This window comes from Corynebacterium evansiae (genome assembly GCF_027570065.1).
Lineage (GTDB): Bacteria > Actinomycetota > Actinomycetes > Mycobacteriales > Mycobacteriaceae > Corynebacterium > Corynebacterium evansiae.
On record NZ_JAKMUT010000002.1, the window covers coordinates 237,960 to 263,218 of the forward strand.

General features: G+C 63.4%; 24 protein-coding genes. 5 read left to right on the top strand and 19 right to left on the bottom strand.

Annotated features, from left to right (window positions below):
- Positions 1–57: 57 nt before the first annotated feature.
- Positions 58–837, top strand: coding sequence for a hypothetical protein (locus L8V00_RS03065; RefSeq protein WP_269944180.1), 780 nt, complete (start codon positions 58–60; stop codon positions 835–837).
- Here the strand turns inward: L8V00_RS03065 and dapF are convergent.
- Together dapF and miaA are read right to left on the bottom strand one after the other, a co-directional pair.
- The gene (dapF, locus tag L8V00_RS03070; RefSeq protein ID WP_269944181.1) at positions 834–1,700 is read right to left on the bottom strand and encodes a diaminopimelate epimerase; all 867 of its coding nucleotides are present in this window, start codon (positions 1,698–1,700) and stop codon (positions 834–836) included. The genes L8V00_RS03065 and dapF overlap by 4 nt on opposite strands.
- 34 nt (positions 1,701–1,734) lie before the next feature.
- Positions 1,735–2,667: a tRNA (adenosine(37)-N6)-dimethylallyltransferase MiaA gene (gene miaA / locus L8V00_RS03075; RefSeq protein WP_035003715.1), complete on the bottom strand. Its 933-nt coding sequence runs from the start codon at positions 2,665–2,667 to the stop codon at positions 1,735–1,737.
- Between the two features lie 105 nt (positions 2,668–2,772).
- On the opposite strand from miaA, the gene L8V00_RS03080 reads away from it, so the two are divergent.
- On the top strand, positions 2,773–4,116 hold the full coding sequence (locus L8V00_RS03080; RefSeq protein WP_269944182.1) for a DUF349 domain-containing protein: 1,344 nt from the start codon (positions 2,773–2,775) through the stop codon (positions 4,114–4,116).
- Here L8V00_RS03080 and L8V00_RS03085 read toward each other — a convergent pair.
- From L8V00_RS03085 to L8V00_RS03105, 5 genes are all read right to left on the bottom strand, one after another.
- Positions 4,113–4,856, bottom strand: coding sequence for an Rv2732c family membrane protein (locus L8V00_RS03085; RefSeq protein WP_269944183.1), 744 nt, complete (start codon positions 4,854–4,856; stop codon positions 4,113–4,115). The genes L8V00_RS03080 and L8V00_RS03085 overlap by 4 nt on opposite strands.
- Positions 4,849–6,387 carry a tRNA (N6-isopentenyl adenosine(37)-C2)-methylthiotransferase MiaB gene (miaB, locus tag L8V00_RS03090; protein WP_269944184.1) on the bottom strand — a complete coding sequence of 513 codons (1,539 nt, stop codon included), beginning with the start codon at positions 6,385–6,387 and terminating at the stop codon, positions 4,849–4,851. Before miaB ends, L8V00_RS03085 begins: the two co-directional genes overlap by 8 nt.
- A gap of 64 nt (positions 6,388–6,451) precedes the next feature.
- Positions 6,452–7,048, bottom strand: a complete 597-nt coding sequence (gene recX, locus L8V00_RS03095) for a recombination regulator RecX (protein ID WP_269944185.1) — start codon at positions 7,046–7,048, stop codon at positions 6,452–6,454.
- Positions 7,049–7,050: 2 nt separating this feature from the next.
- Positions 7,051–8,178: a recombinase RecA gene (gene recA / locus L8V00_RS03100; protein WP_070487618.1), complete on the bottom strand. Its 1,128-nt coding sequence runs from the start codon at positions 8,176–8,178 to the stop codon at positions 7,051–7,053.
- Positions 8,179–8,422: 244 nt separating this feature from the next.
- Positions 8,423–8,629, bottom strand: coding sequence for a DUF3046 domain-containing protein (locus L8V00_RS03105; RefSeq protein ID WP_035003702.1), 207 nt, complete (start codon positions 8,627–8,629; stop codon positions 8,423–8,425).
- Positions 8,630–8,712: 83 nt separating this feature from the next.
- Here L8V00_RS03105 and L8V00_RS03110 point away from each other — a divergent pair, with 83 nt between their 5' ends.
- From L8V00_RS03110 to L8V00_RS03120, 3 genes are read left to right on the top strand one after another with little or no spacing between them, the layout of a single operon-like run.
- On the top strand, positions 8,713–9,294 hold the full coding sequence (locus tag L8V00_RS03110) for a biotin transporter BioY (protein ID WP_269944186.1): 582 nt from the start codon (positions 8,713–8,715) through the stop codon (positions 9,292–9,294).
- A gap of 3 nt (positions 9,295–9,297) precedes the next feature.
- The gene (locus L8V00_RS03115) at positions 9,298–9,993 is read left to right on the top strand and encodes an energy-coupling factor ABC transporter ATP-binding protein (RefSeq protein WP_269944187.1); all 696 of its coding nucleotides are present in this window, start codon (positions 9,298–9,300) and stop codon (positions 9,991–9,993) included.
- Positions 9,994–10,000: 7 nt separating this feature from the next.
- Complete coding sequence (locus tag L8V00_RS03120; protein ID WP_070487623.1) at positions 10,001–10,627, top strand: CbiQ family ECF transporter T component; 627 nt, start codon at positions 10,001–10,003, stop codon at positions 10,625–10,627.
- A 9-nt stretch (positions 10,628–10,636) separates the two neighbouring features.
- On the opposite strand, the gene L8V00_RS03125 is transcribed toward L8V00_RS03120, so the two are convergent.
- The 12 genes from L8V00_RS03125 to L8V00_RS03180 form a co-directional block, all read right to left on the bottom strand.
- Positions 10,637–11,479, bottom strand: coding sequence for a PspA/IM30 family protein (locus L8V00_RS03125; protein WP_269944188.1), 843 nt, complete (start codon positions 11,477–11,479; stop codon positions 10,637–10,639).
- Positions 11,480–11,573: 94 nt separating this feature from the next.
- Positions 11,574–11,915, bottom strand: a complete 342-nt coding sequence (locus L8V00_RS03130; RefSeq protein ID WP_034987723.1) for a helix-turn-helix domain-containing protein — start codon at positions 11,913–11,915, stop codon at positions 11,574–11,576.
- Between the two features lie 58 nt (positions 11,916–11,973).
- Positions 11,974–12,489 carry a CinA family protein gene (locus L8V00_RS03135; protein WP_034987719.1) on the bottom strand — a complete coding sequence of 172 codons (516 nt, stop codon included), beginning with the start codon at positions 12,487–12,489 and terminating at the stop codon, positions 11,974–11,976.
- On the bottom strand, positions 12,490–13,092 hold the full coding sequence (pgsA, locus tag L8V00_RS03140; RefSeq protein WP_034964962.1) for a CDP-diacylglycerol--glycerol-3-phosphate 3-phosphatidyltransferase: 603 nt from the start codon (positions 13,090–13,092) through the stop codon (positions 12,490–12,492).
- A 6-nt stretch (positions 13,093–13,098) separates the two neighbouring features.
- Positions 13,099–14,118 carry a TerC family protein gene (locus tag L8V00_RS03145; RefSeq protein WP_034964964.1) on the bottom strand — a complete coding sequence of 340 codons (1,020 nt, stop codon included), beginning with the start codon at positions 14,116–14,118 and terminating at the stop codon, positions 13,099–13,101.
- 224 nt (positions 14,119–14,342) lie between these two features.
- Positions 14,343–17,456: an FtsK/SpoIIIE family DNA translocase gene (locus L8V00_RS03150; protein WP_269944189.1), complete on the bottom strand. Its 3,114-nt coding sequence runs from the start codon at positions 17,454–17,456 to the stop codon at positions 14,343–14,345.
- A gap of 91 nt (positions 17,457–17,547) precedes the next feature.
- The gene (locus tag L8V00_RS03155; RefSeq protein ID WP_269944190.1) at positions 17,548–18,192 is read right to left on the bottom strand and encodes a TIGR03085 family metal-binding protein; all 645 of its coding nucleotides are present in this window, start codon (positions 18,190–18,192) and stop codon (positions 17,548–17,550) included.
- 27 nt (positions 18,193–18,219) lie between these two features.
- Positions 18,220–20,355, bottom strand: coding sequence for a ribonuclease J (locus L8V00_RS03160; RefSeq protein WP_269944191.1), 2,136 nt, complete (start codon positions 20,353–20,355; stop codon positions 18,220–18,222).
- 7 nt (positions 20,356–20,362) lie between these two features.
- Positions 20,363–21,265: a 4-hydroxy-tetrahydrodipicolinate synthase gene (gene dapA, locus L8V00_RS03165; protein WP_070487627.1), complete on the bottom strand. Its 903-nt coding sequence runs from the start codon at positions 21,263–21,265 to the stop codon at positions 20,363–20,365.
- A 92-nt stretch (positions 21,266–21,357) separates the two neighbouring features.
- Positions 21,358–22,110: an FAD-dependent thymidylate synthase gene (gene thyX / locus L8V00_RS03170; RefSeq protein WP_239315911.1), complete on the bottom strand. Its 753-nt coding sequence runs from the start codon at positions 22,108–22,110 to the stop codon at positions 21,358–21,360.
- Positions 22,111–22,113: 3 nt separating this feature from the next.
- Positions 22,114–22,887, bottom strand: coding sequence for a 4-hydroxy-tetrahydrodipicolinate reductase (gene dapB / locus L8V00_RS03175; RefSeq protein ID WP_239315909.1), 774 nt, complete (start codon positions 22,885–22,887; stop codon positions 22,114–22,116).
- Between the two features lie 46 nt (positions 22,888–22,933).
- Positions 22,934–25,228 carry a polyribonucleotide nucleotidyltransferase gene (locus L8V00_RS03180; protein ID WP_269944192.1) on the bottom strand — a complete coding sequence of 765 codons (2,295 nt, stop codon included), beginning with the start codon at positions 25,226–25,228 and terminating at the stop codon, positions 22,934–22,936.
- Positions 25,229–25,259 lie beyond the last annotated feature (31 nt).

Genomic DNA, 25,259 nt, shown 5'->3' on the forward strand with positions numbered 1-25,259 from the left:
TTTACCTGTCAGGGGCGGTAAATAGGAAATTTGGTGCGGCGGACTAGAGTGGTGGGCATGATTCCTGAACTCCGCAGCATTGGTATGGATTTCCCCAAGTGGCAGCAGGCCCTCGAGGCCGCATATGGCTCCGGCAACCTGGGCGTGTCGGGTGAGGTTCGCGGCGGCCAGGTTCTGCAGTTCGATGACCCCTCGGGCGCCCGCATGGTCGTGCTTGCCGTCGAGCCCTTCGGCTCCTTCGCCAGCTACACCGGCGGAGTGCCCGCCACGGCGCACCTGTCGATGCTGAACGACATCATCGGCGTACTCGACGTTGTGGACGATAGCCCCATGCTGCAGATCTCCGGTCAGCAGGCCCCGACGATCGCTTCCCTCACCGCCACCATCGCTCAAGGCCCTTTGCTTGTGGACGCCCCCTCGTTGGAGTACCACCAGTTCCACATTGGGGCTCTGGCCAATTCCGTGCGCGTGTACGGGGACTCGACTGAGTTCGCCAAGGACGGCGGACTGAAGGTCGGCGTGGTGGATTCGAGTGGTTTGCGGGACATCAACTCCCCGTCTGCTGCCCCGCATGCCACGGCGGAGATCGCGGTGGAGGCCAGTGACTGGTCCCGCAAGGTCAACGCTCTGACGGGGCAGAAGTTCTGGACCGCGAGCGTGACCTCCCCCTTCGAGTTCACGGTAGTTCTACCCGAGAATGCGGTCGACGAGGAGCTCGCACAGTCCGATGCCCCACTGATCGTGGCCGGAACCGTGCAGTTCACCGCCAGCACCGTGGATGCCGCTGGCTGCGGCGGCGCCTGCGGCTCCGGTAGCTGCGGCTGCGGGGGCCACTAAAGCACAGTCTGTCCCCAGGCCACGATCGCCGAGGGGCCGCGGAGGATCGAGCCATCCTCGGATACCTCCACCTGCACGGCACCCCCTGGAACGTGCACGGTGACGGTGCCTGTGGCCAGTTCGGCGTCAGCAAGGGCAGAAACAGCGGCGGCGACAGTGCCGGTGCCACAGGAGCGAGTCTCCCCCACCCCGCGCTCATGGACGCGCATGTGCACCGCGCCCGCATCGTCCAGGGGCGTGAGTACCTCGAGGTTGACCCCCGCCGGGAAGAACTCCGGGTCGAACTGCACCTGCTGGTCGATCGGCAGCTCCTGCAGTTCCTGCGCCGTGAGGTTCGGCACCACCGCGGCTAGGTGCGGGTTGCCCATATCCACGCCGAGGCCGGCGACCTTCATGTCTCCCACCTGTGCGGTGGACACGCCCAGCACTTCCGGGGCGCCCATCTCCACGCTCACGATCGCGTGCTCCTGGTTCTCCCCACTCAGCTCGTGGACCTCCACCAGCTTGCGGCCCGCCCGGGTGCCGATGCCGAATTTCTCGCCGACCATGACCTTCCCCTGTCGGCACAGCACATGGGCGAAGGCACGTACCCCGTTGCCGCACATCTCCGCCTGGGAGCCGTCGGCGTTGCGGTAGTCCATGAACCATTCTTCGCCGTGCACGCCCGCGGGCAGTTCGGCCAGCACGCCCGCGCTCACCAGCGCGTCGCCGGTGGCAATGCGAATCACGCCGTCGCCGCCGATCCCGGCCCGGCGGTCAGCAAGGTGCCGCACGCGCTCCTCGGTGAGGTTCACCTGGGTTGCCTCGTCCATCAGGACAACGAAGTCGTTCTCCGTGCCGTGGGCCTTGATGAATTCGATCATGCGGAACACTTCCCTTGCTTAATAATGGCCTTGCTTACTGCTGGCCGCCAATCCCTAGCGCTTCCGTGGCCGCGCGGACCGGGTCGGACGAGTTGGCGTCAATCCAAATAATGCGCTTATCCCTGCGGAACCAGGAACGCTGCCGTCGAGCATAGCGACGGGTGCCGGTTATCGTGCGGTCCACGGCTTCCTCAAAAGTGAGCTCGCCCGCGAAATAGTCCAGCACCTGCGCGTATCCGATGGCCTGACCGGCGGTGGACTCGCGGACCAACCCATCGGCAACCAGGGCACGTACTTCCTCCACCAGGCCTTGGTCGAACATCTGGCGCACGCGCAACTCGATACGGGGGTTCAGCCACTCGGCGGGCGCGTTCAGCCCCAACAGGCGCATGTTCCAGCGGGGCGTGGAATTCTTCGGCGGCTGTGAGGCCGCGAAAGGCTTGCCGGTTAGCTCGATGACTTCGAGGGCGCGGACGGTGCGGCGCGGGTCGTTGTCCTCGATAATGCGCGCGGCCTCGGGGTCGATCGTCGCCAGGTGCTGGTGCATGGCGGCCACCCCACGGACGTCGAGCTCACGCTGCCACTTCTCGCGCACCATCGGATCCGTGGGCGGAAAGTCCCACTCGTCCACCAGCGCCTGGATGTACATCATGGAGCCGCCGACGATTATGGGCGTCTTGCCCCTGGAAAAAATTTTTTCCACCGTCTCGATCGCCCCCGCGCGATACTCCGCGACGCTTGCGGGCTTGGTCACCGGCCAAATATCCAGCTGGTGGTGCGGGATCCCCTGTCGCTCTGACGGCGGAACCTTGGCCGTTCCGATATCCATGCCGCGGTACAGTTGCATGGAGTCGATGTTCACCACCTCCCCGTCCAGCCGCTTGGCCAGCTCCAGGGAGATCGCCGTCTTGCCAGAGGCGGTGGGGCCAACGACTGCGATCGGGCGGATCTCAGTGGAAGAACTCATAGAAACCCAGTCTAGCGGTGCGGCTGGTGTAATAATTACTTCATTGCCCTATACAAGGCGTATAAGGCGATTGGCATGTTTTGGTTTTAGGTAGGAGTACCCGCAATGACTGATCCCACGAATCCTCGTCCGGTCCCGAAGCCCGGCCCGAAGCCGGGGCCCAAGCCCGGCGCCAAGCCTGGGCTGAAGGGAGTGCAGACCGGGGGTGTCAGCATCCCCAAGAACGACCCCGCGAAGTTCGGCCGCGTGGATGCGGACGGCGTGGCATGGCTGAAGACCGCCGACGGCGAGCGCCAGATCGGCGAGTTCAAGGCCGGTACTCCCGAAGAAGGGCTGAAGCACTTCGGCGCCCGCTACGACGACCTCAGCACCGAGGTGCAGATGCTCGAGGCGCGTCTGCAAAGCCACCCGGAACAAGCCCAGACTATTCGCCACGACGCGAAAATTCTGCAGGATTCCCTTCCCACCGCAGCCGTCATCGGCGACATTGCCGCGCTGGATGCCCGCCTAGAAAAAATTTCCCAGCGCACCCAGACCGCCGAGAAGCAGGTCGCGGAGGCGAAGCAGGAGCGCCGCGATTCCGCACTGGCGCAGAAGGAAGAGCTGCTGGGAGAGGTCGAGGGCATCGCCGTGGCCGATCCGTCCACCCTGAACTGGAAGCGCTCCGGCGAGCGCATCCGCGCGATCGTCGAGCAGTGGCGCAGCATCAAGGGCGTGGAGCGCTCCACCGACGACGAACTGTGGAAGCGCTTCTCTAAGGCTCGCTCCGAATTCAACCGCAAGCGTCAGGCGCACTTCGACGAGCTGGATCGCAACCGCGAGCGGGCGCGGCTAAAGAAGGAAGATCTGATCAAACAGGCCGAGGCGCTGCAGGATTCCACCGACTGGGGGCCAACCAGCGCCAAGTACCGCGACCTGATGAGCCAGTGGAAGGCCGCAGGCCGCGCCCCGCGCAACGTGGACGACCAGCTATGGGAGCGATTCCGCAAGGCACAGGACGTGTTCTTCGCCGCCCGCAAGGCGGATTCCGCCGAGCGCGACAAGGAGTTCGAATCCAACGCGGAGGCCAAGCAGGCCCTCATCGACGAGTACTCCCCGAAGGTAGATCCGCAGGCGCACGGAGTGGACAAGGCCCGCAAGGTTCTGCACGAGCTGCAGGAAAAGTGGGAACAGATCGGCTTCGTACCGCGCGGCCGCGTGCGTGAATTCGAGGACAAGATCAAGGCCATTGAGGCCCGCGTGGAGGAGGCTGCGGATGCCGAGTGGCGCCGCACCGACCCGGAGGCCCAGGCGCGCGTGGCCCAGTTCCAGGCAAAGGTGGACCAGTTCAACCGCGAGGCCGAGGCCGCGGAGAAGGCCGGCAAGTCCGCGAAGGCGGAGAAGCTACGCGGCCAGGCCGCGCAGTGGCAGGAGTGGGCGGACGCCGCCGCTGCCGCTGTGGAGGGCTAGTCCTCCTCGCTCTCCTGCTGGGGCTCGCTCTCCTGCTTTTCGAGCTCGGCCTTGCGCTCGCGGCGAGCCTTCGCGCGGGCGCGGCGGTCATCGACGATCTCCGCATCCTCGCGGTCCTCGATGCCCGTGCGCAGCCGCTGCTGTGCCAGGCGGGATTCTTCGTCGCGGTGGGCCTCCTCGCGGCGCGCTGCCGCTAGCGCCCGCTGCAGGGGATTCTTTTGAAATACAACCGCGGACAGTGCGTAGAAAAGCACCGTTAGACCCACCAGGCTGAACAGCAGCGGGATGGCCGGGCCGTCGCCCGACTCCGTCGGCGGCTGGGTCTGGCGCACCCAAATCGCAAACACGTTGTACCACCAGGCCACACCTGCAAAGGCCCAGTTCACCCAAGCCACGATCCATGATTTCGAAACCAGGGTTCCGATGGTCAAAAGGATCGTGATAAGGCGCAGCCAGGAGAAAATCATTTCCGGCTTAGCCGTCGCGCCGTCCTGCGCCACCTGGGTGTTAAACAGCACGTCGTAGCCGCGCACGTCGCCCGCGTGCGGCAGGAAGATCATAACGAGGGGAACCAGGAAGCCGAAGACGATCAGCGGCACGTAGCGGCCCAGCACCACGCGCCCGGCTATCTTGCGCTCGGCACCGCTGAGGTCGCCTCGGTACTGCGCCAGCGCGTCTTCTCCGGCTTCCTGTTCGGAGCTCTTGGCGCTGCTCTTGGCGCTCTTGCTCTCACTACTCACAGCCGCATCCTCCCGTGCTGCATCCGCCCGCCGCCGTCGGCTCGGGCTTCTTTATGCTCGGCATTCCTAGTCCGACGCCCACAGGCGCCGTAGTCGGAGTCTCTCCCAACTCTGTCATGTCCCCCGCCCGGGTGCGCGTGTGGCTCGTGACTCCGCCGTCGGCGATGAGGAAGTGCGGCGCGGCGTCAGTAATAACAACCTCCACAACGTCACCTGCCCGGATGTCGCCTTCGGGCGTGAAGTGCACGAGGCGGCCGTCGCGGGAGCGGCCGGAGCGGCGGTGGGTGCGGTCGTTCTTACGCCCGTCGGCCTGCACCAGCAGTTCCTGCGTGGTGCCGATGAGCTTGCGGTTTTCCTCTTCGCTGATGCGCTCCTGCAGTGCGAGGAGGCGCTCGTAGCGGTCCTGCACGACGGCCTTCGGCACCTGGTTTTCCATCTCCGCGGCCGGAGTGCCGGGTCGCGGAGAATATTGGAACGTGAAGGCGCTGGCGAAGCGGGCCTTCTCCACTACGTCCATGGTCGCCTGGAAGTCCTCCTCAGTTTCACCGGGGAAACCGACGATGATGTCGGTGGTGATCGCCGCGTGCGGGATGCGCTCGCGCACCTTGTCGAGGATCGCCAGGAACTTCTTGGAGCGGTAGGAGCGCTTCATGTCCTTCAGCACCTTGTCCGACCCGGACTGCAGCGGCATGTGTAGCTGCGGGCACACGGCGGGGGTCTCCGCCATCGCGTCGATCACGTCATCGGTGAACTCGGCCGGGTGGGGGCTGGTGAAGCGGAGGCGTTCCAGGCCTTCGATTTCCCCGCAGGCGCGCAGCAGCTTGGAGAATGCGGTGCGGTCGCGCTCGAGGGTTTCGTCGGCGAAGTTCACGCCGTAGGCGTTCACATTCTGCCCAAGCAGCGTCACTTCGCTCACGCCCTGCTCCACCAGCGCTTTGACCTCGGCCAGGATCTCGCCGGGGCGGCGGTCCTGCTCCTTGCCGCGCAGCGAGGGCACGATGCAAAAGGTGCAGGTGTTGTTGCAGCCGACGGATACGGAAACCCAGCCGGCATAGGCGGACTCGCGCTTGGCGGGGAGCACGGAGGGGAACTCCTCGAGCGCGTCGAAGATCTCCACCTCTGCCTTGTGGTTGTGCGCCGAGCGCTCCAGCAGGGTGGGCAGCGAGCCTAGGTTGTGGGTGCCGAAGACCACGTCGACCCAGGGGGCTTTGTCCACCACGGTCTGCTTGTCCTTCTGCGCCATGCATCCGCCCACGGCGATCTGCATGCCGGGGTGCTCGTCCTTGATGGCCTTCATCTGGCCCAGGGTTCCGTAGAGGCGCTTGTCCGCGTTCTCGCGGACGGCGCAGGTGTTAAACACCACGACGTCCGGCGTGGCGCCCTCGTTTGCGGGCACGTACCCGGAGTCTTCCAGCAGGCCGGACAGTCGCTCGGAATCGTGGACGTTCATCTGGCAGCCGAAGGTGCGCACTTCGTAGGTGCGACCGGCGCCAGAGTTCTCGCTCGTTTGCGTCTGAATCGTCTGTGTCACGTGGATTACCCTACCCCTTTGCCCACCGCGTTTAGAAAAGTGAGGTCTTAGCTAGTGACGCCCGCTACAACTCCTCTATTCGCGCGTCCAGCGCGCGGCGAGCGTATGCCAGGGCTACGCCTTGCGGAAATCCGCGGCGGGCGGCCACGCCCACTACTCGGCGCAGTGCTTTGTCGTATTCCTTGCGGTCGGCGGGGCGGGTCTTTAGGCTGGCCGCCTTCTTGGTCACGAGTTCTTCCAGGATCTGCTCCTGGGATTCCTCGTCCACTTGTGCCAGCGCGTCCTCGATCAGTACTGCGGCGATGCCCTTGCGTTGTAGTTCCCGGCGCAGCACGGAAACGGATTTCTTCTGGTTCTTCTCCCGCTGTCGCACCCACTCTTTGGCGAACTCGGCGTCGTCCAGCATCCCGTTTGCCGTGCAGCGGTCGATGACCTCCTCCACGCCCTCGGGCTCGAACTCCGCATCGAGCAGCCTTTGGCGCAGCTCCTCCGTGGAGCGTGCTCGGTGATTGATCAAGCGCACCGCCTTGGCCTTGATCGGCGCGAGTCTTTCCTCTTCCGCCGCATCCAGGAACAGCTCGCCCTCGCCGGGCGAGTAGTTGGCGATCGCCTGCCGCAGCGCTTCTACCTTTTGGTCGCGCTCGCTTTGCCTAATCGGCATCGTCAGTTGGCATCGTCATCGTCGAAGTTCGGGCTCAGCTCTATGGGCTTGTCCTCGTCCGCCTGATCCTCAGCGGCTTCCCCAGCCGGCTCGTCCTTCATCTTGGCGTAGGGGCCGATCTTCAGTTCGCGGGCGATACGGTCCTCCAGCTCCGCGGACAGGTCCGGGTTGTTCTTGAGGAACTCGCGGGCCTTCTCCTTACCCTGGCCCAGCTGGTCGCCGTCGTAGGTGAACCAGGAACCGGATTTCTTAATCAGGCCGGTCTCCACACCCAGGTCAATGATGGAGCCCTCCCGCGAAATGCCCTCGCCGTAGAGGATGTCGAACTCCGCGATCTTGAACGGCGGCGAGACCTTGTTCTTCACGATCTTCAGGCGGGTTCGGTTACCCACCACATCCTGGCCATCCTTCAGCGCCTGGATACGGCGAATGTCGCAGCGCACGGAAGCGTAGAACTTCAGCGCCTTACCACCGGTGGTGGTCTCCGGAGAACCGAACATCACGCCGATCTTCTCACGCAGCTGGTTAATGAAGATCGCGGTCGTACCCGTCTGGTACAGCGCGCCGGTCATCTTGCGCAACGCCTGGCTCATCAGACGGGCCTGCAGGCCAACGTGCGAGTCGCCCATTTCGCCGTCGATCTCCGCCTTGGGCGTCAGCGCCGCCACGGAGTCCACCACGATGATGTCGATGGCGCCCGAGCGGATCAGCATGTCCGCGATCTCCAGCGCCTGCTCGCCCGTGTCCGGCTGGGAGACCAGCAGCGCGTCGGTATCCACACCCAGCGCGCGGGCGTACTCCGGGTCCAGCGCGTGCTCCGCATCCACGAAAGCCGCGATGCCGCCGGCACGCTGCGCCTCCGCGATTGCGTGCAGGGCCACGGTGGTCTTACCGGAGGACTCCGGCCCGTAGATCTCCACCACACGACCGCGCGGGAAACCGCCGATGCCCAGTGCCGCGTTAATTGCGATGTTGCCAGAAGAAATCGCCTGGATCGGCGGGCGAGTGTCGTCGCCCAGGCGCATGATCGCACCCTTGCCGAAATCCTTCTCGATCTGCGCCATCGCAAGCTCCAGCGCCTTCGACCGATCCTTCCCCGCCGCGGCGGTCTGCTTCTTCTTCGGTGGCATAGAGTTGCTGCTCCTTACATCTGCTGTGACGTCCGGTGTGTTCAATTCCGGTGTATTCAATATCGTCATCTTCTTCGCACCCCCGATCTCCTTAGACCGGGAGTACTCCGAAAAGGTTCATTGATAGTTGTACTCGACCTCGCGGACAACCATCGTTTCCGACACACACCCTACACGAACCTTTGTTCGATTGTTTAACTGACCATCCCACCAGTCCAGACTGTGGGCGTCAATAAAGAAAAGGCTAGATATCCTCACCCAGGCGACGCTCTTCGGGCACGTCGAAATCATCACACAGCGCCAACCACACATCGCGCGGATCATACCCCTGTTCGATTAGCGCGGCGGGCGTATCCCCCAGCGAGCTCAGTACGTGAGTATCCGCAATAAAAGCCCGAAAGCTATCGCCGAACTCGCCCAAAGTCAGCCGATCAAACTCTGTTCTGCGCATGGTCTACAAATGTACACCCCCACCCAAGAGCCTCGCCTTGAACGGTGTTCAAGTTCTGGCTCATCTGGGTTATCATCATACTTATGTCATCCTCAGAAACTACAAAATTTAAGGCGGTAGATCTCGCGTACATCGCTGTCTTCGCAGCACTCATTATCGTCCTCGGCGGCGTGCAGTTGCCTGTCGGCGTGGCCGGCGTGCCTATCGTCCTGCAAAACATGGGCATCGTCCTGGCCTCCCTCATCCTCGGCTTCTGGCGCGGCGGCCTGGCCACTACCCTCTTCATCGCCGTGGGCTTCGTCGGCGTCCCCAACATGGCCGGCTGGAAACCCGCAGCCGCAGCCGTCGCGGGTCCCACCGTCGGTTACATCGTCGGCTACATCATCGCCGCCTTCGTCATCGGCCTGATCGCCCAGAACGCTCCACGCAACGCGAGGGCACGTACCGCCGTGTTCTTCCTCGCGGGCATCGTTGGCGTGATCATCCAATACCTCTGTGGTTCGATCGGCCTGATGGTGCGCCTCGGCTACGACTTCAGCACCGCCCTGGCGGCCAACACCCCATTCATCCCCGGAGACCTCATCAAGGTCACAATCGCCGTCGCCATCGCGCTGACCGTCACCAAGGCAGTGCCAGACCTGCTGCCAACGAAGCGCAAGGCCTAGAACATGCCCCAAATCGAGTTCGAAAACGTGGGCGTCACCTTCGATACCTCAACAGGCCAGCGGACCGTCCTCCGAGACATCAACCTCTCCCTCAACGAACGCCGAATCGGCATCATCGGCGCTAACGGCTCCGGCAAGTCCACCCTGGTGCGTCTCATCAACGGACTCGCCGAACCCACCAGTGGGCAGGTGCGCGTCGCTGGGCTCAATGTAGCCAAACGCGGACGCGAGGTGCGGCGCAAGGTGGGGTTCGTCTTTAGTGACGCCGACAACCAGATCATCATGCCCACGGTCGCCGAGGACGTCGCGTTCTCCTTGCACGCAACCACCAAAAACGGCCGCGAAAGAGAAGAAAGGGCAACCGCCATGCTGCGCGCCATGGGGCTGGAGCACCTCGCGGACGCCTCCCCCCATTTTCTTTCCGGTGGCGAAAAACAACTGCTGGCTCTGGCCTCGGTGCTGGTCGTGGAGCCAGAGCTGGTGATCGCAGATGAGCCCACCACCCTGCTGGACCTCGGCAACCGAAAAATGATCGCCCGCAGGCTGGCGGAGCTACCGCAGCAGCTGATCGTGGTGACTCATGACCTGGAGCTTGTAGAAGGCATGGACCGCGTTCTGTGGATCTCCGATGGCGAGGTACGCGGCGACGGCCCGCCCGACCGCGTGATTGCCGACTACGTGGCGAGCTTCGGCGGGTAGGTAAGTTATGGCAAAGTCCCTGCACATCAACGTTCCGCTGTCGGTGTACCACCCGGGGCAGTCGATTCTGCACCGCGCCCGCCCGGGTCTAAAAATTTTTTTGCTCTTCTTTTTCCTGGTCGGCAGCGCAATCTGGGCGACCGCGCCGTGGCAGTCAGGGGTTGTCGCCGGATTCACCGTCGCGTGCTACGTGGTGGCGCGAATCCCGGTGAGCTTAGCGTTGCGCCAGCTGTTGGCGCCCGCCGTGCTGCTGCTGGCCTTCGCCGCGCTGCTGTGGTGGCAACGGGACTTCCCTACAGCGCTGACCTACTTCGTGGTGATCCTCTCCGCGGTGGCCATGGCGACCCTGCTGACCCTGACCACCACCATTGGGCAGCTCATGGACGCTGTCGAGGCCGGCCTGCGGCCCCTGGGCAAAATCGGCCTGCCGGTGGAAACTATCAGTCTGCTGGTGGCGCTGACCATCCGCCTGATTCCGCTGACGGCACTGACGGTCAACGAGGTACTGGACGCAAGAAAAGCACGGGGCGCGTCGCGCTCCGTGCTTGCTTTCGGCGTGCCCGTGATTGTTCGCAGCCTTTTGCGAGCCCGTCGCCTCGGAGAGGCGCTGAAGTCCCGCGGAGTCGGTAACTAGCCGGAAAAACTAGCTTTCGCCTCGCAGCTGGCGCATACGCTCGGCCACTGCGTCCTGGCTGACGTTGCCCGCCTGCGGCTGGGCCTGCTCGATGGCCTCCTGCTGCTGCGCGCCGCTCAGCTGATTGTTCGCGCCGCCCTGCATCTCCGCACGGATCTGCTCCAGGCGGGAGTGTCCGGCCATCTGGATGCCCGCCTGCTCGACCTCCGCCATGCGGCCCTGCACGGAGTTCTGTGCCAGCTCGGCCTGCCCCAAAGCGTTGGCGTAGCGGCGCTCGATCTTCTCGCGCACCTGATCCAGGTTCGGGGAACCATTCGAGGTAACGGCGTTCATGGACTGCAGGGAATCGGCGACCTTCTCCTGCATCTTCGCCTGCTCGAGCTGGCTCAGCAACTTGGTGCGCTCTGCGGCCTTCTGCTGCAGCTGCATGGAGTTGCGCTCCACGGCCTGCTTGGCTTGCGCGGCCTGCTGTAGAGCCTGGTCGTGCAGGCTCTTCATGTCCTCCACCGACTGCTCCGCCGTCACCAGCTGTGCAGCAAAGGCCTCGGCGGCATTTTCATACTCCATGGCCTTCTGCTGGTCGCCCTGTGCGCGAGCCTTGTCGGCGAGGTTCAGCGCCTGCTTGGTGTTGGCCTGCAGCTTCTCTACCTCTTCGAGCTGGCGGTTCAGCTTCATCTCCAGCTGACGCTGGTTACCGATAACAGCCGCTGCCTGCTGGGATAGTGCCTGGTGCTGCTTCTGCGCCTCTGCGATGGCCTGTTCGATCTGAATCTTCGGATCAGCGTTTTCTTCGATCTTGTTGTCGAAGAGCGCCATCAGGTACTTCCACGCCTTCACGAACGGATTGGCCATGAGCTATTGCTCCTTCATTGAGAGGTAAAAACGGGCTAAAAATATTTCTTTTGCGCGGATAATACTACCAAGAATCCGTCGCACACCCCTGCACTTAGGCTCGTTCGACGGCCCCCGCCGCCATGTTCGCAGCCAGCTCGGCAGCCGCCGCATCCAGAGCCATCATCGACGCAGCTTCCAGGATCACCGAAGCCACCGAAACGGCCATCGCATGGCACACGCTGGCCAGCAGCTCAGAGGAAACTTCCTTGCGGCCACGCTCCAGCTCGGACAGGTAGCCCGGGCTGACATTTGCCAGCGAGGCCAGCTGCCGCAACGTAAAACCGTTATTGGTGCGGTATTCCTTCAGGGTCGCCCCCAGCGCCTCCCGCAGCAGCGGTTCGTCCGCGGGCATCCGCTCGGCCGGACGCTCCACCGCAACCGTATCCATGACCATAGTATTGTGACTCATCAATCATCCCAACGTCTCGGGCGGCGCATTTGTTCCCGCCAGTTTACGCGCTAGCCATTTCCAGCGCGCGGTTTACGCTGAACTGGCGAATTTTCGCACGCAACTGCGCCGCATCCAGCCCTGCGAACTCTCCTTCGTTAACCAGCCGCACATACTCTGCGTACAGGTTTTCCACTCGCGCCCCCCGCGCACTGTCGTAGACGGCTATGAAGACCTCTCCCACCGGGTGCCCATCCTGCGGGTCGGGCCCGGCCACGCCCGTCAGCGCCACGCCAACATCTGCTCCGCAACGCCGCGCCGCCCCCTTTGCCAACTCCGCCGCGGTCTCCGCCGCCACCGGTCCGTGCGCGCGCAGGGTTTCCTCGCTCACTCCCGCCAGGTCGTGCTTGAGTTCTGTTGCATAGACAATGACGCCACCGCGTAGGACCGCCGAAGCCCCAGGCACCTCTGCAATCGTGGCCGAGCACAGACCTGCGGTTAGGGATTCTGCCGTCGCGATGGTCAGCCCCCGCCGGGTGAACTCCCGGACTAGGTGTTCGGCGGCAGGGTTCACCGTCATTTAAGCGTTTTCCTTGCGCGAGTCAAGGATGTACTGCACGCCGGTGACAACGGTCTGCACCACGGCCACACCCATCACGATCACAGCGATGGTCTGCACGACCCCGCCGAACGGCAGGATGTAGAGGAACACCGCCAGGGTCTGCAGAACCGTCTTCAGTTTTCCGCCCTTGGAGGCCGGAACGACATTGCCCTTGCGCGCCAACACCATGCGCCAAACGGTAATTCCCAGCTCGCGTACCACGACGATCGCGGTGACCCACCACGGCAGCTCGCCCAAAATGTTCAGACTGACGAAAGCGGAGATCATCAGTGCCTTATCCGCGATCGGGTCGGCCAGCTTGCCGAAGTCGGTGATGACCTCGTAGCGCCGAGCCAGGTAACCGTCCAGCTGGTCGGTGAACATCAGCAGGCTAAAGGCGAGCAGTGCCCACCAACGGTGGGCGCGGTCAGGCTCGGCTCCCGCTACGTCCCAATCCCCCGAGGTCAGGATCAGCCAGAGGAACACCGGGATCAGGGCGATGCGAATGCACGTGAGTACATTCGGCAAGCTCACGCTGTGGACGAACGTGCCAAACGAAGATCGCGGTGCTGAAGTATTCACAAGTACCTATCCTACCGTGGAGCTCTCTTCGTTTTCGGCCAGCTTCTTCTTGCCGACCGTCATGCTCAGGACCGTGGTAACCACCAGCACGCCGACGATGACGATAAGCGACAGCTCCACGGAAACCTCAGGAACGGCAACTCCCTCGCCGCCGTTGATAAACGGCAGGTTGTTCTCGTGCAGCGCATGCAGGATCAGCTTGGTACCGATGAAAGCCAGGATAATGAAAAGGCCGTAGCCGAGGTACACCAGGCGTTCCAGCAGGCCGTCCAGCAGGAAGTACAGCTGTCGCAGCCCCATCAGGGCCAGGGCGTTGGTCGTGAACACGATATAAGGCTCGCTGGTAATGCCGTAGATGGCAGGGATGGAGTCGAGGGCGAACAACACGTCCACGAAGCCGATGGCCACCAGGGCGATGAAAAGTGGCGTCAAAACCCTCTTGCCGTTTTCCTTAAACCACAGACGGTCCGACTCGTAGTGATCCGAGACATGGATAAACTTCCGGGTCATCTTGATGACCATCATGTCCTGCGGGTCCTTCTCTTCCTCGCCAGAGACCTCGTCCCACAGCAGCTTCGCCGCGGTCCACAGCAGGAACAGGCCGAACAGGTAGAAGACGTCAGACCACGCCTCGATGATCGCCGCACCCAGGGCGATGAAGATACCGCGCAGGATCAGTGCCAGCGCAATGCCGATGAGCAGGACCTTCTGCTGGTACTTGCGGGGGATCTTAAAGGAGCTCAGGATAAGCGCGAAGATAAAGAGGTTATCCATGCTCAAGGCCTTCTCGGTGATGTAACCGGCGAAGAACTCCAGGCCGTGCTGGTGCGGGTTACCCGGCTCACCCCAGGTCAGCCAGAGGAAACCGCCGAAGAGGCAGGCGAGAGCCACGTAGAACAGGCTCCACAGCGCCGACTCCTTGATGCTCGGCTCGTGGGGTGTTTTGACGTGGCTGTAGAAATCGAAGACAAAGAATCCGGCGACCACCAGGATGGTGATGGTCCACGTTAAGGCATTTACTTCCATGGAAAACCTCCGGTCGATAAAAACTCATCACTAAATAGACCGGAGGTCTCCCCCGCCCGTTCCATGAAAGTTGCGGGCCGACATGACCGGGAGGTTCGCGGCTTCACCGCAACCTGCCGTGCTGACGATCAATGTCGAGGGCACCAAGCAAGCTTGGCGTTAGGGTACTCCCCTCCAACTGCCGACTACTCTACACCCGCCAGAGGCCGGCTGCGCCATAGGGGCTACACGGCTCCGCTCGGCGGGTTGGCCGCGACCACGCGCGTCCCGTCATCGCCGGAATCATCGCCGTCGTGAACGCCTTCGGCCCCCTCGGCATCTGCCTCTATGACTTCCTTGGGTGCGTCCTCGGGGTTCGCGCCCTTGATCATCCAAAGCATCGTGTCGAGCTCCTCGGGCTTCACCAGCACCTCACGTGCCTTCGACCCCTCGGACGGCCCGACCACTCCGCGGGTCTCCATCAGATCCATCAGGCGCCCGGCCTTGGCGAAGCCGATGCGCAGCTTGCGCTGCAGCATGGAGGTAGAGCCGAACTGGCTGGTGACCACCAACTCCACTGCCTGCAGTAGATCCTCCAGGTCGTTGCCGATGTCCGGGTCGATGTCCTTCTTCGCCTCGGCGGCCTTGTCCTCGGTGACACCCTCGGTGTAGTCGGGCTCGGCCTGGTCCTTGGCGGCTTCCACGACGGCGTTGATCTCCTCGTCCGTCACGAAGGCGCCCTGAATGCGCTGCGGCTTGCCCGCACCCTGCGGGATGAACAGACCATCGCCCATGCCGATCAGCTTCTCCGCGCCGCCCTGGTCCAGGATCACGCGGGAGTCGGTCGAGGAGCTGGTGGCGAAGGCAAGACGGGAAGGAACGTTCGTCTTGATCAGGCCGGTGACCACGTCCACCGACGGGCGCTGCGTTGCCAGCACCAGGTGGATACCGGCGGCGCGCGCCTTCTGGGTGATGCGCACAATCGAGTCCTCGATCTCGCGCGGGGCGGTCATCATCAGGTCGGCCAGCTCGTCGACTACGCACACGATGTACGGGTACGGGCGGTACTCGCGCTCCGAGCCCAGCGGAGTGGTGATCTCCCCGGACTTAACCTTGCGGTTGAAGTCCTTAATGTGGCGCACGCGGCTGGCCTTCATGTCCATGTAGCGCTGCTCCATCTCCTCCACTAGCCAGGTCAGAGCGGCTGCAGCCTTCTTCGGCTGGGTGATGATGGGCGTAATCAGGTGCGGGATGCCCTCGTAGGGAGTCAGCTCGACCATCTTCGGATCCACCAGGATCAGGCGCACATCCTCTGGCGTGGCACGGGTCAGCAGCGACACCAGCATGGAGTTCACGAAGGCCGACTTACCGGAGCCCGTGGAACCCGCAACCAGCAGGTGCGGCATCTTCTGAATCGAGTGGGCCACAAAGTCGCCTTCGATGTCTTTGCCCAGCCCGATGACCATCGGGTCGGCATCGCCGCGCACCTTAGGTGCCTCCAGCACGTCGCCGAGACGTACCATCTCGCGGTCGGTGTTGGGCACCTCGATGCCAACTGCGGACTTGCCCGGAATTGGCGTCAACAGGCGCACGTTGTCGGTGGCCACCGCGTACGCCAGGTTGGACTGGAGGTTCGTGATCTTGGAGACTTTCACGCCTGGTCCGAGCTCGACCTCGTAGCGGGTCACTGTCGGTCCGCGGCTAAAGCCCGTGACCTGCGCGTCGACTTTGAACTCCTCGAACACATCGGTGATCGCCTCGATCATCCGGTCGTTCGTTTCGCTGCGGGTCTTCGGCGCATCGCCGTTGAGCAGCAGGTCCGTCGACGGCAGCGCGTAGTCGCTGTCTTCCTTCTTCGTTGTGGCTTTCTCAGCAACCTCATCTGTGACGCCCTCAGCCACATCCTCTTCCAGCTCCGACTTCGGCGTAGAAGCTGGAACCGCGGCAGCGTCGATACCCGAGCGGGCGATGATGGCCTGTCGCACCGAGTCACGGGAGTCGGCTACGGGGTCCCGCTTGGGCTCCGGCTTGGACTTTACCTGGGGCTCCGGGTCGTCGTCTTCCAGCAGCTCTGCGACGTCCTCCACCTGTGGTGCAGGCTTCGGCTGGGTGCGCTTAGACTCCGGGCGCTTTGGCTGGGTGCGCTTGCGTCGCTGCGGTGTGTGGGAGGCCGCAGTGTCGAGCACCAGAGTCTCATTGGAGTCAGCCGCGTCGTCTACGCCGCTCCCCTGCTCCTCCACCGGGTAGTTGTCCATCGGCGTCCGGCGGGCGGCGCGGGTGATCTGACGATCGACGTGGCCATACTGATCGTCCTCGTCAACGTCGTTGGATTGGTTTTCGTAGTCGGCGTAATCATCGTTACCGCGACCATCGCGCCAACTGCCCACTCCCAGGAAGTCTGCTGCGAGGGTGTAAATCTGCTTCACCGTCAGCCCTGTGAGCTGCAGTGCGCCGTACACAATGGCCAGCAACAGTAGAGGAACGGCCAGGTAAGCACTAAAGCCAACGGCCATCGGCGTACCGATAGCCTGGCCAACCAGGCCACCCGCGCTCGCCTTCCCGGCGCTGTCGGTGGGCTGGCCTGCCAAGATGTGAATGAGTCCCAGCATCGGCAGCACCACCAGCGCAGAGCCGATCCACAGGCGGGCGGTAGAACGCTGGGTGCGCTCGATGCCAACCATCAGCACCCAGGCGGCGAAGGCCATGGCGATCGGGACTACGTATCCGCCCGCGCCGATGATCCAGGTGAGAATTCCCGCAATGCCGTTGCCCACGGCACCGCCCACTCCAAACCACAAGGTTCCGGCCAGGATCAAAGCCACCGCGAACACGCCAATGGCGGCGCCGTCATAGGAACCGCCGATACGCATAGGCTCGGTGCCTTCGCGGGCATCCTGAGCACTGAAGTCGGCGTCAAAACCGTCGTCCTCGGTGTCCGGCGTCCAGCCGTCGTTAGCGCGCGCACCGCGGCCAGAGTCAAGCTTCTTTGCTTGACCATTGCGCGATTTCCGCTGTTTCTCCCGTTTGGAGATCACCTGGGTTTCCGCCTCCTCTAGCAAATCTGCATCGTCATAAGAATCAAAGTCACCTGTGTCACGGCGGGTCGCCAGGCGGCGAGTCAAGCCACCGATGCCCCGTGCCGCTCCGCTAAACGCAGCCCCCAACGAGTGGCCGACCACGCCGAAGGCGCTGCCGGTCCTCTCGAAGTCCTCGCCCCTGGCATAGCCAGAATAACCGGCACCGACCGGCGCGGCGGTTCGAGTATCTTCGAACCCACCACGACGGCTGGAGCTCGGTCGGTTGGCGTGTGCGCCCCTTCCGCGGGGCGCAGAGCTGCGAGAACGACTAGTGACAGACATGGCCACCACTCTAGTCGCACCGATCACAGTAGTCACATGAGCAACACGCGTTTTGTTCTAAAAAAAATGCTCAGATTCGGCGGAAGAATATTTAGAAGACGTGTCGCTTAATGCGTGCGGTCGTGTCCTCATCCGCAGGGTTCAGAACAACGTCCACGGCACCGTCGCGGCCATACAGCCACAGCAACAGCTCCCCGGCTTCACCGCTTACCCGTACCTCGTCGGTGCTGTCGGCGCCCGCACGAACCACCGTCGGTGCAGAGGCGTCGGTACGCTCCAGAACCACGTGAATGGTCGAGGAGCGCAGGAAGAACTTCGCCATCTTCCCCACCGCCTTCCACAGATCATCTCGGGCGGACTGCGGAAGGTCGCGGGGAACGTACTCCCCTCCCCCACGGCGCAGATCCTCGTGGTGAACGAAGTTCTCGGCTAGATTGGCGTATTTGTCCGCCAGACGCAGCGGGTTCCACGCTGGCGGGCCGTTGTGGTACATCTCCACCAGCTCAGCATACGGCTTGGACTCGTAGTCGTGGCTGACGGAATCCAGACGGTTAGCCAGCCCCTTGAAGAACATGCCAGCGGCGGCATCCGGACGGTACTCGCGGATAACGAGGTGGACCACCAAATCGCGAGCAGTCCAGCCCGCGCACAACGTAGGTGCGTCAGGACTGGACTGCTGTAGAAGGTTCGCCAGGGCTTCGCGTTCCGCTTGGGAGGTGTTCATGTTGTGTTCCATGCCACCCCAGCGTAGCGAAACCTTAGGCTATACGGATTCGCGCGACTCTTCTTCCTCGAGCTCCTCGACGATCTCGGAGCTCATCGGCACGACAGTCGGCACGATCATCGGCTTGCGGTTCCACTTGTCGGAGATCAGCTTGCCCACCTTGCGGCGGATGGCCTGTGCCATGCGGTAGGGATCGTTCTCGCCCTCGCCGGCCAGGTCGATCATGACGTTGTCGACCTTCTCCTGGATCTCCTTGAGCATGTCGCGGGCGTCGTCGGAGAAGCCCTTGGCCTGCACGCTCGGGGCCTCCAGCGGACGGCCGGTGCGGTTGTCGATGACGGTGGTGATCGAAATCAGGCCGCCCTCGGACATCGCGGTGCGGTCCTCCAGGACTCCGCTGTCGATGTCGCCCATACGGGTGCCGTCGACGTACAGGTTACCGACGGTGATCTGGCCGACCACCTTCGCGTGACCATTGTGCAGGTCGACAACCACGCCGTTCTGCGCCAGCGGAATGTTGTTCGGGTTCACACCGGTGCTGATCGCCAGCTCCTTGTTGGCGCGCAGGTGGCGCCACTCGCCGTGCACCGGCATCGCGTTGCGCGGGCGGGCGGCGTTGTATAGGAACAGCAGTTCGCCGGAGTAGCCGTGGCCGGAGGTGTGTACCTTCGCGTCACGGCCCGTGATCACGGTCGCGCCTATCTGGGACAGCATGTTGATCACGCCGAACACTGCTTCCTCGTTACCCGGAACCAGGGAGGAGGACAGGATGATCAGGTCGCCGTCGCGGACGGTGATCTGACGGTGCTCGCGGCGGGCCATGCGCGACAGTGCCGCCATCGGCTCGCCCTGTGTACCGGTGGTAATCAGCACGACCTTGTGCGGAGCCATCTTGGAGGCCTCGTCCATAGAGACGATGGTGCCGCGCGGGACGTTCAGGTAGCCCATGCGCTCGGCGATCTCCATATTGCGGATCATGGAACGGCCGTTGAAGGCAACCTTGCGGTTGGCCGCCACGGCGGCGTCCACAGCCGACTGCACGCGGGAGACGTTCGATGCGAAGGAGGCGATGATGACGCGCTGCTTAGCGTCGCGCACCAGGCGCTTCAGCGTCGGCGCGATATCAGCCTCAGAGCCGGAGACGCCCGGGGTGGTGGCATTGGTGGAGTCACACAGGAACAGGTCCACGCCCTCGTCGCCGAAACGAGACAGCGCCGGCAGGTCCGTCGGGCGGCCGTCCAGCGGGGTCTGATCCAGCTTAATATCGCCGGTTTGCACCAGCAGGCCAGCCCCGGTCTTCAGGGCGATGCCCAGGCAGTCCGGGATGGAGTGGTTCACGGCGAAAAAGCGCAGATCGAACGGACCGCGGCTTTCGTGCGAGTTCTCGTCCACCTCGATCAGCTTCGGACGCTGACGGTGCTCCTGAGTCTTTGCAGAGATCAGAGCACAGGTAAAGCGGGAGGCGATGATCGGAATGTCCGCGCGCTGCTTCAGCAGCCACGGGATAGCACCGATGTGGTCCTCGTGGCCGTGGGTGATGACCAGAGCGTCCACGCGGTCCCACTTGCCCTCCAGGTAGCTGAAGTCCGGCAGGATCAGGTCCACGCCCGGCTCACCGGAGCTCGGGAACAGCACACCACAGTCGATGATCAGCAGGCGGCCTTCGTACTCAAAGACCGTCATGTTGCGGCCGATCTCGGAGATACCGCCCAGCGCGACGATACGCAGGCTGCCCTTCGGCTGCTTCGGCGGCTTCGGCAGGCGCTGCGTCAGGTCCGCGCCCTGCATGGCCTTCAGTGCGCCCTTGCGACGGTCACCACCGCGACCCCGGCCGCGACCCTTGCCGCCGCCGTTGTTGTTGCGATTACCGCCGTTGTTGCCACCGTTGTTGCCGCCGTTGTTGCCGTTGCCGCGGCCACGGCCACGGGAACGACGGTTACGGTTGCGGTTACCGCCACCGTTGTTGTTCTTGTTGCCGCCGTTGTCGGCAGAGCTGTTGTTGTCGTTGCCGTCGGAGTTGTTGTTGGCGTTGTTCTTAGCGACGCCACCGTCGTTGAAAACCGTCGCAGCCTCAGCGTTGGAGACAGCGGTGTTATCCGATTGTGCTTCCGCCTCAGCGCTCGGCGGAGCGGCCTTCCGAGTAACCTTGCGGCCTCGGGAACGTTGTTCAGTCATATTTTCCCTATACCCCTGCTGCTTGCAGGTCTTGAGCCAGCTGATCCAACTCAGCGGCTGTTGGTTCGATAATGGGAAGACGCGGTGCACCCACGTCCTTCCCCTTTAGCTTTAGCGCTGCCTTCGCGAATGTCACGCCTCCGAGGCGGGCCTGGGCCTTTTGTAGCGGCTGCAGTTGCACTGCGATGCTACGGGCGGTGGCGATGTCGCCTGCGTCGAACGCATCCCTCATCTGCTTGAGCTGTCGCGTTGCTACGTGGCCAATCACAGAGATGAAGCCGGTGGCACCTGCGGCCAACCAAGGCAGGTTCAACGGGTCATCGCCCGAGTACCAAGCCAGGTCGGTGTTCTCAATCAGTTCCATGCCGGCGGCCAGGTCGCCCTTTGCATCCTTGACGGCTGCGATCTGTGGATGATCGGCCAGTCGGTGCAGGGTCTCCGGTTCCACCGGGACGACGGATCGAGAGGGAATGTCGTAGACGCACACTGGAATATCCACCGCGTCCGCAACGGTCGTGAAGTGCTGGTAGATGCCCTCTTGGCTGGGACGAGAGTAGTAAGGAGTCACAACCAGCAGAGAGTCAGCCCCCGCCTCTTGCGATGCGCGAGACATTTCTACGGTGACAGCTGTGTCATAAGATCCGCTTCCGGCGATCAGTTTTACACGGTCGCCGAGCTCGGATCGTACTGCTCTGAGCAGGTCAAGCTTCTCGGTCGCACCCGTGGTGGGTGATTCTCCGGTAGTTCCGGCCAAGACCAAAGAATCGCAGCCCTCATCCACGAAGTGGCCAGCAAGGGCCACGCCCGCGTCCAAGTCGATGGAGCCGTCCTTCTTAAAGGGGGTCACCATCGCAAGAGAGATAGTTCCGAAGTGCGCGGATCCCCTTGTTGCTGCGTTACCTGTACTCATGACTCCCCAGACTACCTTCCTTCACGAGAAACTCACGTATTTGGGTGTTGATTTCGGCGGGTTGTACTCAATGGCCCTAAGACCCGTCATCCTTAAGATTCACCGACGTACGGGCTCGTCGCCATTTCCCCGCCATCGTGCAACTGCGTGATCGAGAAGTCCTCGAACACGTTCGGCGCTACTTCCTGCAGTTTACGCAAGCACGCGACAGCGATCCGGCGGATCTCCGGATCCGCATGCTCAGCGGCACGCATGGCGATGAAGTGTCGCCAGCTGCGGAAGTTGCCGGTCATGACAAAGCGAGTTTCGATGCAGTTCGGCAACACCGCTCGAGCCGCCTGCCGTGCCTGCTTCGTGCGCAACACGGCGTTTGGCTCCTCAGCGAAGTCCTCGCCCAAGCCATCCAAGATCTCCCGGTAGGCATCGTAGGCCACGTCCGCGGCCTGCAGGAACAGCTTCTTCAAGTCCTCATTGCCGGCTACCGCTTCGGGCACTACGACCCGCGCCTCATCGGCAGGTACGTAGCGCTGCGAAAGCTGGCTGAAGCTGAAATGCCGGTGGCGCATGATCTCGTGGCTGCACGAGCGAGATACTCCGCGTAGGTACATCGAGGCACTGGCGTGCTCCAGCAGCGTGGTGTGGCCGACGTCCATGATGTGGCGGACGTACGCCGCATTCGTCGCGGTGTGCGGGTTGGGCTTGTCCCACGTTTCGTAGCAAGCCCTGCCTGCGAACTCGACCAAAGCGGCACTATCATCCACGTCGCTTTGCCAGTCCAGGTCTGGCGCTGAGTCAAAGGCGGTGTGACCCACCAGGTCGATCTGTAGGGGTGCAACAGTAGCCATGAACTAGGCCTTAGCACCGCCGTTGACATCGCCGTCCAGTCCCAGGAACTTCTCCAAACCGACGGTCAGGCCCGGGTTTTCACCAATCCTCTCCACGCCGATCATGATTCCCGGCACGAAGGACTCGCGGTCGTAGGAATCCTGCTTCAGGGTCAGGGTCTGCCCCTTGGTGCCGAAGATGACCTGCTCGTGGGCGACCATGCCGGTCATGCGTACGGCGTGTACAGGCACTCCCTGCACGTCAGCGCCACGCGCCCCGTCCAGGGACTGCGTGGTGGCGTCGGGCTGCTCGGCCAGACCGGCTGCCTTACGAGCGCGCGCGATGCCTTCCGCGGTGTGCACCGCAGTACCCGAAGGCGCGTCCACCTTGTTCGGGTGGTGCAGCTCCACGACCTCGGCGGACTCGAAGAAGGGCGCAGCAATCTCCGCAAACTTCATGGTCAGCACGGCGGAGATGGCGAAGTTCGGGGCGACGAGCACCCCAGTCTCCGGGGATTCCTGCAGCCAATCGCGGACGGTCTCGAAGCGCTCCTCCGTCCAGCCGGTGGTACCGACGACGGCGTGGATGCCGTTGTTGATGCAAAATTCCAGGTTGCCCATCACGGCATCCGGAACGGTGAAGTCCACCACGACCTCAGCGTTGTTATCCACCAGCGCCTGCAGGTCATCACCGTGGTCGATTGCGGCCACCAGCTCGTGGTTTGCGTCAGCCTCAACGGCGGCTACAACGGCGCTGCCCACACGCCCGCGGGCACCCAAAACACCAATGCGAGTCATAGATCAATCGCTCCTTAATAGCTCTCAATTAGCCCGTGGCAAGTGGTTAGTTGTCTTCGACCAGGACCAGGGAGATCTTGCCGCGGTTATCGATGTCCGCGATCTCCACCTCGAGCTTGTCGCCCACCGAGACCTCGTCCTCCACGCGCTCGATGCGGCGGTCGCCACCCAGGTTGGAGATGTGGATCAGGCCGTCACGCCCCGGCAGCAGGGAGACGAATGCACCGAAAGCGGTGGTCTTCACTACTGTGCCCAGGAAGCGGTCGCCCACCTTCGGCTGCTGCGGGTTCGCGATGGCGTTGATCTTCTCCTCCGCCTCGCGCGCGGCCTCGCCGCCGACGGCGGAGATGAACACCGTGCCATCGTCCTCGATGGTGATGTTCGCGCCGGTCTCCTCCGTGATCTGGTTGATGGTCTTACCCTTCGGGCCGATGACCTCACCGATCTTGTTCTGCGGAATGTTGATGCTGGTGATCTGCGGAGCCAGGTCGCTCATGTCATCCGGAGAGTCAATGGCCTCGCCCATCAGCTGCAGGATCTCCAGGCGCGCGGTGCGCGCCTGCTGCAGAGCCTCGGCCAGCACGTCGGACGGAATACCGTCGAGCTTGGTATCCAGCTGCAGAGCCGTCACGAAGTCGGGAGTACCCGCAACCTTAAAGTCCATGTCGCCGAAGGCATCCTCGGCGCCCAGGATGTCGGTCAGGGTGACGTACTTGTCCTTGCCGGCCTTGCCAACCTTGCCGGTCACCAGACCCATTGCAATGCCCGCCACCGGCGCCTTCAGCGGCACGCCGGCGTTGTACAGGCTCAAGGTCGAGGCGCACACGGAACCCATGGAGGTCGAACCGTTGGAGCCCAGAGCCTCCGAGACCTGGCGAATGGTGTACGGGAAGTCATCGCGGCTGGGGATCACGGGCGTCAAGGCGCGCTCCGCGAGCGCACCATGGCCGATCTCGCGGCGCTTCGGGGAGCCCACGCGGCCGGTTTCGCCGGTGGAGTACGGCGGGAAGTTGTAGTGGTGGATGTATCGCTTCGTGGTCTCCGGCCCCAGCGAGTCGATCTGCTGTTCCATCTTCAGCATGTCCAGCGTGGTCACGCCCAGGATCTGGGTCTCGCCGCGCTCGAACAGGGCGGAACCGTGCGCACGCGGCAGCAGCTGGACGACGATGCCCAGGTCGCGGATCGTGGTGCTGTCGCGGCCGTCGATGCGGAAGCCGTCCTCCAGGATGCGGCGGCGCACTACGGTCTTGGTGACCTCATTGTGCGCCGCGCGAATCTCCGCCTCGCGCTCCGGGAACTCCGGCAGCAGATCGTCAACGCTGGCCTGCATGTTCGCGGCCAGCGCCTCGTCGCGCTCCTGCTTGTCGGCGATGGCCATGATGTCTTCCAGCGCATCCAGCGCTTCCGCCTCGACAGAGGCGAAAACGTCCTCGCCATAGGGCGGGAACAGCTCGAATTCGCGCGTTTCGGCGTCCACAGCCTTGGCCAGAGCGTCCTGCGCCTCACAGAGCGTGGCGATGAACGGCTTAGCGGCCTCGATACCCTGCGCCACAACCTCTTCGGTCGGCGCCGGCGCGCCCTCGGCGATGCGCTCAACGACGGTGTCGGTAGCGCCGGCCTCGACCATCATGACGGCAACGTTCGGCTCGCCGCTGCCCGCCCCCTTGCCACGACCGCGACCACGGCCACGGGCGGGCTTCACCGGCTCGGTTACACGACCGGCCACGACCAGCTCGAAAATGGCCTTTTCTTCCTGCTCGCGCGTCGGGAAAGCAACCCACTGGCCCTCCGGGTGGTCGGAATCCACGACGAGCGCCATGCGCACGCCACCCACCGGACCGGAAACCGGCAGGCCAGACAGCTGGGTGGAGGCGGAAGCGCCATTGATAGCCAGCACGTCGTAGCGATCCTTCGGATCCATCGACAGCACGGTCACGATGACCTGCACCTCGTTACGCAGACCGCGCACGAAGGTGGGGCGCAGCGGGCGGTCGATCAGGCGGGCGGCCAGAATCGCATCCGTGCCCGGACGACCCTCGCGGCGGAAGAAGCTGCCCGGGATGCGGCCGACGGAGTACATGCGCTCTTCCACGTCCACGGTCAGCGGGAAGAAATCGATGCCCTCGCGCGGCTGGCGGGAGGCGGCGGTGGTGGACAGCAGCATCGTGTCCTCGTCCAGGTAGGCCGTCACTGCCCCATCGGCCTGGCGGGCCAGCAGCCCGGTTTCAAAGCGGATGCTGCGGGTGCCGAAGTCGCCGTTATCAATGGTGGCCTCTACTTCCCACACACCGGCGTCCGGGTCAACGAGCTCTGCTTGGATGTTCTGCTTCTTCGTACTCATAATGGAGTTTCGCAATCGCCTTTCTGCGTTA